This window comes from Streptomyces sp. NPDC057616 (assembly GCF_042800575.1).
Lineage (GTDB): Bacteria > Actinomycetota > Actinomycetes > Streptomycetales > Streptomycetaceae > Streptomyces.
Genome location: NZ_JBHVGU010000087.1, coordinates 1 through 8353, shown reverse-complemented (window position 1 = coordinate 8353; position 8353 = coordinate 1). Strand labels below are relative to the sequence as shown.

8 protein-coding genes are annotated in these 8353 nt (G+C 71.7%); 2 read left to right on the top strand and 6 right to left on the bottom strand.

Features of this window, described 5'->3' with window-relative positions; genetic code table 11:
- The first annotated feature begins 275 nt into the window (after positions 1 to 275).
- Positions 276 to 491, top strand: a complete 216-nt coding sequence (locus ACFU97_RS45950) for a hypothetical protein (protein ID WP_384269246.1) — start codon at positions 276 to 278, stop codon at positions 489 to 491.
- 3 nt (positions 492 to 494) lie between these two features.
- On the opposite strand, the gene ACFU97_RS45945 is transcribed toward ACFU97_RS45950, so the two are convergent.
- The 5 genes from ACFU97_RS45945 to ACFU97_RS45925 all read right to left on the bottom strand — a co-directional run bounded on the left by ACFU97_RS45945 (position 495) and on the right by ACFU97_RS45925 (position 6281).
- On the bottom strand, positions 495 to 1034 hold the full coding sequence (locus tag ACFU97_RS45945) for a carboxymuconolactone decarboxylase family protein (protein ID WP_384269245.1): 540 nt from the start codon (positions 1032 to 1034) through the stop codon (positions 495 to 497).
- Positions 1035 to 1062: 28 nt separating this feature from the next.
- Positions 1063 to 1581 (bottom strand): DUF4240 domain-containing protein, encoded by a 519-nt coding sequence (locus ACFU97_RS45940; protein ID WP_384269248.1) that lies wholly within the window; start codon positions 1579 to 1581, stop codon positions 1063 to 1065.
- A gap of 56 nt (positions 1582 to 1637) precedes the next feature.
- Positions 1638 to 2624: a helix-turn-helix transcriptional regulator gene (locus ACFU97_RS45935; protein ID WP_384269243.1), complete on the bottom strand. Its 987-nt coding sequence runs from the start codon at positions 2622 to 2624 to the stop codon at positions 1638 to 1640.
- Between the two features lie 71 nt (positions 2625 to 2695).
- Positions 2696 to 5398 (bottom strand): pyruvate dehydrogenase (acetyl-transferring), homodimeric type, encoded by a 2703-nt coding sequence (gene aceE / locus ACFU97_RS45930; RefSeq protein WP_384269240.1) that lies wholly within the window; start codon positions 5396 to 5398, stop codon positions 2696 to 2698.
- A 259-nt stretch (positions 5399 to 5657) separates the two neighbouring features.
- Complete coding sequence (locus tag ACFU97_RS45925) at positions 5658 to 6281, bottom strand: GntR family transcriptional regulator (protein WP_384269238.1); 624 nt, start codon at positions 6279 to 6281, stop codon at positions 5658 to 5660.
- A 279-nt stretch (positions 6282 to 6560) separates the two neighbouring features.
- Between ACFU97_RS45925 and ACFU97_RS45920 the strand changes: the two genes are divergently transcribed.
- Entirely contained in the window at positions 6561 to 7274 is a 714-nt protein-coding gene (locus ACFU97_RS45920) for a hypothetical protein (RefSeq protein ID WP_384269236.1), read from the top strand.
- Positions 7275 to 7348: 74 nt separating this feature from the next.
- Here the strand turns inward: ACFU97_RS45920 and sucB are convergent.
- A partial coding sequence (sucB, locus tag ACFU97_RS45915) for a 2-oxoglutarate dehydrogenase, E2 component, dihydrolipoamide succinyltransferase (RefSeq protein WP_384269234.1) occupies positions 7349 to 8353 on the bottom strand: 1005 nt, incomplete at its 5' end.

The following is an 8353-nucleotide window of genomic DNA, read 5'->3' as shown; positions in this document are numbered from 1 at the left end:
GCCCTCGCATCATGACCAGAGGACTGCCTCCACGGGCCCTGACCTGCCCGAACACAACCTTCCGCAACACCCTTTAGGGCCTGTTGCGAAAGTCCCGCCTGCCCGGCGACGCCCGGCACATGCTCTCGCCGCACCTGGCACAGACCCGGGTACATCCAGTGGCCGCGTACCGGCGGCCGGGACGCGTTCACAGGTGGCTCGCAGCCGCCTCACCGAATCCGCCGAGCTTGCCTTCCTAAGGTCGTGCCCACGCACAGACCGGAGGTGGGGAAGAGATGAGCAGCAATCACACCGGCACCACGATCCGGACCTCCCGTGGTCCCTGGGCGGCGCTCTGCGCGGCGGTCGCCGTCGTGCTGGGTCCGGCCGCCGTCACCGCGTCCGCGCTCGACCAGGCCAACGCGGCCCCGATGCACCACGTGGTGAAGGCGGACCAGACACAGGCCTACGTCCCCTCGGACACCGTCCGCCGGCGGACGGCCGGGGCGTGACGCTCAGCCGGGGTCGCCGCCGACCAGTCCCAGGAACTTCTCGCCGGACGGGTCGACGTCCACCCCGAGGCCGTTCATGAGGCCCGCCAGCATGACGTAGTAGCCGGTCGTCGTCACGATCTCGACCACCTGCCGGTCGGGGACACGCTCGCGCAGGGCTGCCAGGGTGCCCTCGGCCAGGGTGTGCCGGGCGACCTGCTCGAACGCCGCGGTCACCGCCGCCGCCTCGGTCGCCTCCAACTCCGGCCCGTCGGTGCGCTGTTCGGCGATCGCCGCCAACTGCTCCGGCGTGGCACCCGCGTTGAGCGCGATCGGACCGTGCTGGACGGACAGATACGTGCATCGCGTGCCCGACGCGACCGCCAGCACGACCAGTTCGCGCAGCCGGACCGGCAGCGTCGACTCGCGCAGCACGGCCAGGCCCAGGTCGATCGCCGGGCCCGTCATCGGCGGGGCGTGCGAGAGCATGCGGAAGGCGTTGAGCTGCACGGGCAGCCTGGTCACGGCGTCGGCAACACGCTCCGGGTACGGAATGCGGGCCATGGTCCCCCTGACGTCGAAACGGTGGTGATCAATCCCTGAAGCGGTCCCAGAGCTTGGGATAGCGCTGGGCCAGCACCCGCTCGTTCTCGAAGTCCACCGGAGCGCCCTCCGGCTCGGAGGCCGCGGGCGGGATGCCGAGATCGGGCGCGACGGTCCCGGTGAGCTGCTCGTAGGCCTCGTCCGCCGCGTAGCCCAGCTCCTCGCCGTCGCCGTCGATCTCCTCGTCGAAGTCGGCCAGGAGGTCGGCCAGCGTGTCGGGCTGGTGCACGGCTCCCTCGTACACCTCGCGTCCCTGGCCGATCAGCCAGCACCGGAAGAAGTCGAACGCGTCGTCGCTCGCGCCGTCGAGCAGGACCCATGCGGCGCCCCACAGATCCCAGGTGTAGGCGCGGTTGTAGCGGGCCTCGAAGTGACGGGCGAAGTCCAGGACCATGTCCGGGTCCAGCTGGAGCAGCCGTTCCACGAGCAGGTCGGCCTGCTCCTCGGGGTCGCCCTCGGCGCCCTCGCGGGTGGCGTCCACCAGCTCCCAGAACTCCGTCTCGTCCATCACGGGTCCAGCATCGGCCCTGGGCGGGTGGGGCGCACGTGGAGTGCGACGGATTGTTATGTCCCGTACAGGCGGGCCAGACGCGCCGCGTCGTCCGCGAAGCGCGCCCGCAGGGTCCCGGGCGCCAGCACCTCCACCTCCGGGCCGAGCCCAGCGAGCTGGCCGTGGGCGACCTGTTCGGACTCCACCGGGAGCGTCAGCGTCAGCCATCCGTCCTCGTCCGGCGCTCCCGCGGCCGAGAGGGCCTCCCGGGCGGCGGCCGGATCGACGGCGTACGGCAGCCTGCGCGCACCGTCCGGCGACAGCCGTACGACGACCTCGGCGTGCAGGATCGACCGGGCGAACTGCTCGGCCCGCTCCTCCCAGAAGGCGGGCAGATCGAACTCCTCGTCCCGCGCGAACCGTTCCCCGCCCGCCTCCACGGCCGTGAACCGGTCGATGCGGTAGACCCGGTGCGCCTCCCGCTCCGGCTCCCGTTCGTGCACCCGCGCGCACAGGTACCAGACCCCGGCCTTGAGCACGAGGCCGTACGGCTCCAGCTCGCGCTCCACCTCCGCCCCCCGGCCGCGGTAGCGCGCGGTGATCCGGCGGTCGTCCCACACCGCGTCCGCGATCGCGGGCAGCAGCGCGGGCGCCTTCGGCTCGGTGAACCAGTTCGGGGCGTCCAGATGGAAGCGCTGGGAGGCGCTGCGGGAGGCGTCCCGCAGCGACGGAAGGAGGGCCGCCGACACCTTCAGCCGGGCCGCCGAGGCCGCGTCCTCCAGGCCCATCTCGCGCAGCGCCCCCGGCACCCCGCTCAGGAACAGCGCCTCCGCCTCGCTGCGCGCGAGGCCGGTCAGCCGCGTGCGGTACCCGCCGACCAGCCGGTAGCCGCCGGCCCGCCCCCGGTCCGCGTACACCGGCACGCCCGCCTCGGACAGCGCCTGCGCGTCCCGCGTCACGGTCCGCTCGGACACCTCCAGCTCTCGCGCGAGCTCGGCGGCGGTCATGGCGGACCGGGACTGCAGCAGGAGCACCATCTTGATGAGGCGGGCAGCGCGCATACGGTCATGATGCAACGGGGCCCCCGCCGCGGCGGGGGCCCCGTCACTCGGATCCGTGCAGGCTCCGCCTGTTACAGCCCGTACTTCTCCCGGGCCTCCTTGACCGCCGTGGCCTTGACCTCGCCGCGTCGCGCCAGCTGGGCGAGCGCCGCGACGACGATCGACGGGGCGTCGACGCCGAAGTGGCGGCGGGCCGCGTCACGGGTGTCCGACAGGCCGAAGCCGTCGGCTCCGAGCGAGGAGTAGTCCTGGTCGACCCACTGCGCGATCTGGTCCGGGACCTGGCGCATGTAGTCGGAGACCGCGAGCACCGGGCCCTCGGCGCCGTGCAGCGCCTGGCGGACGTAGGGGACGCGCTCCTCGCCGCGCAGCAGGGCCTCGTCGGCCGCCATCGCGTCGCGGCGCAGCTCGGTCCAGCTGGTCGCCGACCAGACGTCCGCGGCCACGCCCCACTCCTCGGCGAGCAGCTTCTGCGCGTCGAGGGCCCAGTGGATCGCCGTACCCGAGCCGAGCAGCTGGATGCGCGGGGCGTTGGCCGCCGGCGCGAGCCCCGCCTCCTCGGCCGTGTTGAAGCGGTACAGGCCCTTGACGATGCCCTCGTCGACGCCCGCCGCGGACGGCTTCGCAGGCTGCGGCAGCGGCTCGTTGTAGACGGTGAGGTAGTAGAAGACGTTCGGGTCCTCGCCCGGGGCCGCCTCGCCGTACATACGGCGCAGACCGTCCTTGACGATCGTCGCGATCTCGTAGGCGAACGCCGGGTCGTAGGTGAGCGCCGCCGGGTTGGTCGCGGCGATCACCGGCGAGTGGCCGTCGGCGTGCTGCAGGCCCTCACCGGTCAGCGTGGTGCGGCCGGCGGTGGCGCCCACCAGGAAGCCGCGGCCGAGCTGGTCGCCGAGCTGCCACATCTGGTCCGCCGTGCGCTGCCAGCCGAACATCGAGTAGAAGATGTAGAACGGGATCATCGCCTCGCCGTGCGTCGCGTACGCGCTGGACGCGGCGATGAAGTCGGCCATCGAACCGGCCTCGGTGATCCCCTCGTTGAGGATCTGGCCGTTCTTGGCCTCCTTGTAGTACATCAGCTGGTCGCGGTCGACCGGCTCGTACGTCTGGCCCTTGGGGGAGTAGATCCCGAGGGAGGGGAAGAGGCTCTCCATGCCGAAGGTGCGTGCCTCGTCCGGGACGATCGGCACCCAGCGCCTGCCGGTCTCCTTGTCGCGGACCAGGTCCTTGACCAGGCGGACGAAGGCCATCGTGGTCGCCACGTTCTGCGAGCCGGAGCCCTTGTCGAAGGAGGCGAAGGCCTTGTCCGCGGGAGCGGGCAGCGGGGCGAGCGCGTGCGAGCGGCGGGCCGGGGCCGGGCCGCCGAGGGCCGCGCGGCGCTCCTGGAGGTAGCGGACCTCGGGGGAGTCGGCACCGGGGTGGCCGTAGGGAACCTGGCCGTCGGTGAACTGCGCGTCCGAGATGGGGAGTTCGAGCAGGTCGCGCATCGTCTTGAACTCGTCCACCGTCAGCTTCTTCATCTGGTGGTTGGCGTTCTTCGACGCGAAGCCCTGGCCGAGGGTGTGACCCTTGACCGTCTGGGCCAGGATCACGGTCGGCGCGCCCTTGAACTCGACAGCGGCCTTGTAGGCGGCGTAGACCTTGCGCGCCTCGTGGCCACCGCGGGAGAGGTGGAAGCACTCGAGGATCTTGTCGTCGCTCAGCAGCTTCGCCATCTCGGCGAGCGCCGGGTCATTGGCGAAGAAGTCCTCGCGGATGTAGGCGGCGTCGCGCGTCTGGTACGTCTGCACCTGGGCGTCGGGTACCTCGCGCAGGCGGCGTACCAGCGCGCCCGTGGTGTCGAGCTGGAACAGCTCGTCCCAGGCGGAGCCCCACAGGGACTTCACGACGTTCCAGCCGGCGCCGCGGAACTGGGCCTCCAGCTCCTGCACGATCTTGAAGTTGGCGCGCACCGGGCCGTCGAGGCGCTGCAGGTTGCAGTTGATGACGAAGGTCAGGTTGTCCAGGCCCTCGCGGGAGGCGAGTGCGAGGGCGGCCGTGGACTCCGGCTCGTCCATCTCGCCGTCGCCGAGGAACGCCCAGACGTGCGAGGACGAGACGTCCTTGATGCCGCGGGCGGTCAGATAGCGGTTGAAGCGCGCCTGGTAGATCGCCGACAGCGGGCCGAGGCCCATCGACACCGTCGGGAACTCCCACAGCCAGGGCAGGCGCCGCGGGTGTGGGTAGGACGGCAGGCCGCCGCCGCCCGCCTCCTGGCGGAATTTGTCGAGGTGCGCCTCGGTGAGGCGGCCGTCGAGGAAGGCGCGGGCGTAGATGCCGGGGGAGGCGTGGCCCTGGATGTAGAGCTGGTCGCCGGAGCCGTCCCCCTCCTTGCCCTTGAAGAAGTGGTTGAAGCCCGTCTCGTAGAGCCAGGCCGCGGAGGCGAAGGTGGCGATGTGGCCGCCGACGCCGAGTTTGCTGCTGCGGGTCACCATCGCGGCCGCGTTCCAGCGGTTCCACGCGGTGATACGGCGCTCCATCTCCTCGTCACCGGGCACGCTCGGCTCGGCGGCGGTCGGGATGGTGTTGACGTAGTCCGTCTCGAGGAGCTTGGGCAGCGCGATGCCGTTGCCCTCCGCGCGCTCCAGCGTGCGGCGCATCAGGTATGCGGCACGGTGCGGGCCCGCCGCCTTGGCGACCGCGTCCAGCGAGGCCTGCCATTCGGCGGTCTCCTCCGGGTCCCGGTCGTGGAGCTGGTCGAGCTCGCTCGGCTGGATGGCGTTGGGGTCGGTCATGTCGCCGCCTTCCTCAGTCGAAGGGGGTTCCCTCATCGGTAAGGGTTCGGGTGTGCCCTTTGTCTTTGGCAGGACAGGGCGCTGGGCCTCGGTTCAGGCCCGTCGGCGACAATAACTCCCTGATCGATGATCGATCAAAGGGTTCCCGGGCAAAATCTCTCGATTCCGAGAAAGTCGGCATGCGGTGCCTTGGCGGGTGGCACCGGGTGCCGCGTTTTCGAACGGTTTCCGCAGGTGAGCGCAGGAATGCTCGACTGTGTCAGGCCCGCGGGGCGCAACCCAGTACGTGGGCCTTCACGAGCTCGGCGATCCTCGGGTCCCTCCTGCGGAACGCCTGCACCAGCTCTTCGTGCTCCTCCGCGTACGACTGCTGAACGGTTCCCAGCCAGCGGATCGACAGTGCCGTGAAGACTTCGATGCCGAGGCCCTCCCAGGTGTGCAGCAGCACGGAGTTCCCGGCTGCCCGCACCAGCTCGCGGTGGAAGGCGACCGTGTGCCGCACCTGGCCGGTGCCGTCGGCGGCGCGGTCGGCCTGGTAGAGGGCGGCCACGTGCGGCTCCAGGGCGGAGCAGTCCTCGGCCAGCTTCTCCGCCGCCAGCTCCGCGGCGATCGCCTCCAGGCCGGCCCGCACCGGGTAGCTCTCCTCCAGGTCGGCGGCGGTCAGATTGCGCACCCGCACGCCCTTGTTGGGCGCCGACTCGATCAGCCGCAGCGACTCCAGCTCGCGCAGCGCCTCCCGCACCGGCGTCTGGCTGACCTCCAGCTCGGTGGCGATGCGCCGTTCCACGATGCGCTCGCCCGGCTGCCAGCGCCCGCTGACGATCCCCTCCACGATGTGCTCGCGGATCTGTTCGCGCAGCGAGTGGATGACGGGCGCGGTCATGAGGGCTCCTTAGGGAGGGGCCGCCCATCGGCCCCGGGGGCGTTTGACGTTTAGACAATAAGGCCGCGACCCCTTTCGGGAGGGGCGCACGGGGGCGCTTTCGTGCAGGTGAGACGAGACTTACACGCTGCACAGAGCGTTGTCGCGTGTAAAGACCCGTACCGGACCCGACCCGGAGCCGTCACCGCCGTGTCACGGCGAGAACCCGCGGGCGCCCCGTGCCGTCGCGGTCGGCAAGGGTGTCCGGACGGGGCGCCCCCGCACCATCTGGGGGACGGCATGAACATCGGGGAACGGCGCAGCAGGCTCGGCTGGACGGTCGCGGTGGCCCTCGCGGGGACGGTCATCGGCGTCACGGGGTGCCGGCCGACCCCCACCGCGGCATCGGGTGCGAACACCCGTCCGGCGGCCACCGCGACGGCGGACGGCGGCGCGCGGGTCCAGGGCATGGCCGGCTCCACCGTGGCCGCGGCGCAGCCCGCCGGACCCGGCGGGGCCTGCGTCTTCGTCAAGCCGGACGGCGCGCAGAAGTTCGGCCACGTCGGCTGGGGCTTCCGGGTCACGGGGACGGACCGATGGGTCTACGGCGCCGTCGAGAACCCCACGAACGCCCTCTACACCCCGCCCGGCGGCCCCATCGGCGCCTGGCACGCGCAGGGCTCGTACGACCGCATGCTCAGCGAGATGTCCCGGGACGCGCACTACCCCGGGAAGTCCACGCACCCCTACAGCCGTTACCGCTGCGTCTCCTCCCCGGGCGGTGACGTGGCCGCCGCCCGGACGATGATCCGCACCGTGGAGAACCGCGGCTTCCTCGTCGGATTCGACCCCTCGACCGGCGACCTGACCTCGCGCGACTGCCTCGACGCCACCTACGACGTGCTGCACGCCTACCGGGCGCGGCACCTCACCCACGCGCCGCGCCTGGACATCCCGAACGTGTGGGTGGAGACCCTGTGGGACTGGAGCGACCACACGCTCCGGCCGCACTAGGACCTGCCGCGCCTACGACGGCGCCCCCGCCCGGAGTTCCGGACGGGGGCGCGTCTGCAGCACCTGCTGGAGCCCTACAGGCCGAGCTCGACCTCGAACTCGCCCGCCTCCAGGATCGCCTTGACCGCGGTCAGGTAACGGGCCGCGTCGGCGCCGTCCACCAGACGGTGGTCGTAGGAGAGGGTCAGGTAGGTCATGTCGCGGACGCCGATGACCGTGCCCTCCTCGGTCTCGATGACCGCCGGACGCTTGACCGTGGCACCGATGCCGAGGATCGCGACCTGGCCCGGCGGCACGATGATCGTGTCGAAGAGCGCACCGCGCGAACCGGTGTTGGAGATGGTGAAGGTCGCGCCGGACAGCTCGTCCGGGGTGATCTTGTTGGCGCGGACCTTGCCGGCCAGCTCCGCCGTGGCCTTCGCGATGCCAGCGATGTTGAGGTCGCCCGCGTGCTTGATGACCGGGGTCATCAGGCCCTTCTCGGAGTCCACCGCGATACCGACGCTCTCGGTGTCGAAGTAGGTGATCGTGCCCTCGGCCTCGTTGATCTTGGCGTTGATGACCGGGTGGGCCTTCAGCGCCTGGGCCGCCGCCTTCACGAAGAACGGCATCGGGGAGAGCTTGACGCCCTCGCGCGCGGCGAAGGAGTCCTTGGCCTGGGCGCGCAGGCGCATCAGGCGGGTGACGTCCACCTCGACGACCGAGGACAGCTGCGCCTGCTCGTGCAGCGCCTTGACCATGTTGTCGCCGATGACCTTGCGGATGCGCGGCATCTTGACGGTCTGGCCGCGGAGGGGGGAGGCCTCCAGGGTCGGCGCCTTCTTGGCGGCACGGCCCCCGGCAGTCGCAGCGGCGGGAGCCGGCGCGGCGGCCGCGGCCTTCGCGGCCTCGGCGGCGGCGATGACGTCCTGCTTGCGGATACGGCCGCCGACGCCGGTGCCCTTGACGCCGGCCAGGTCGACGCCGTTCTCGGCGGCGAGCTTGCGCACCAGCGGGGTGACGTAGGCGCCCTCGTCCGTGGCACCCGCGGCGGGCGCGGGAGCGGCCGGGGCGACCGGAGCGGGCGCGGCCGGCGCGGG

What these genes read in the sequence shown, in the direction of transcription:
- ACFU97_RS45950 (WP_384269246.1), top strand. Translation starts at nt 276, where the DNA reads ATGAGCAGCAATCACACCGGCACCACGATCCGGACCTCCCGTGGTCCC.
- ACFU97_RS45945 (WP_384269245.1), bottom strand. Translation starts at nt 1,034, where the DNA reads ATGGCCCGCATTCCGTACCCGGAGCGTGTTGCCGACGCCGTGACCAGG.
- ACFU97_RS45940 (WP_384269248.1), bottom strand. Translation starts at nt 1,581, where the DNA reads ATGGACGAGACGGAGTTCTGGGAGCTGGTGGACGCCACCCGCGAGGGC.
- ACFU97_RS45935 (WP_384269243.1), bottom strand. Translation starts at nt 2,624, where the DNA reads ATGCGCGCTGCCCGCCTCATCAAGATGGTGCTCCTGCTGCAGTCCCGG.
- aceE (WP_384269240.1), bottom strand. Translation starts at nt 5,398, where the DNA reads ATGACCGACCCCAACGCCATCCAGCCGAGCGAGCTCGACCAGCTCCAC.
- ACFU97_RS45925 (WP_384269238.1), bottom strand. Translation starts at nt 6,281, where the DNA reads ATGACCGCGCCCGTCATCCACTCGCTGCGCGAACAGATCCGCGAGCAC.
- ACFU97_RS45920 (WP_384269236.1), top strand. Translation starts at nt 6,561, where the DNA reads ATGAACATCGGGGAACGGCGCAGCAGGCTCGGCTGGACGGTCGCGGTG.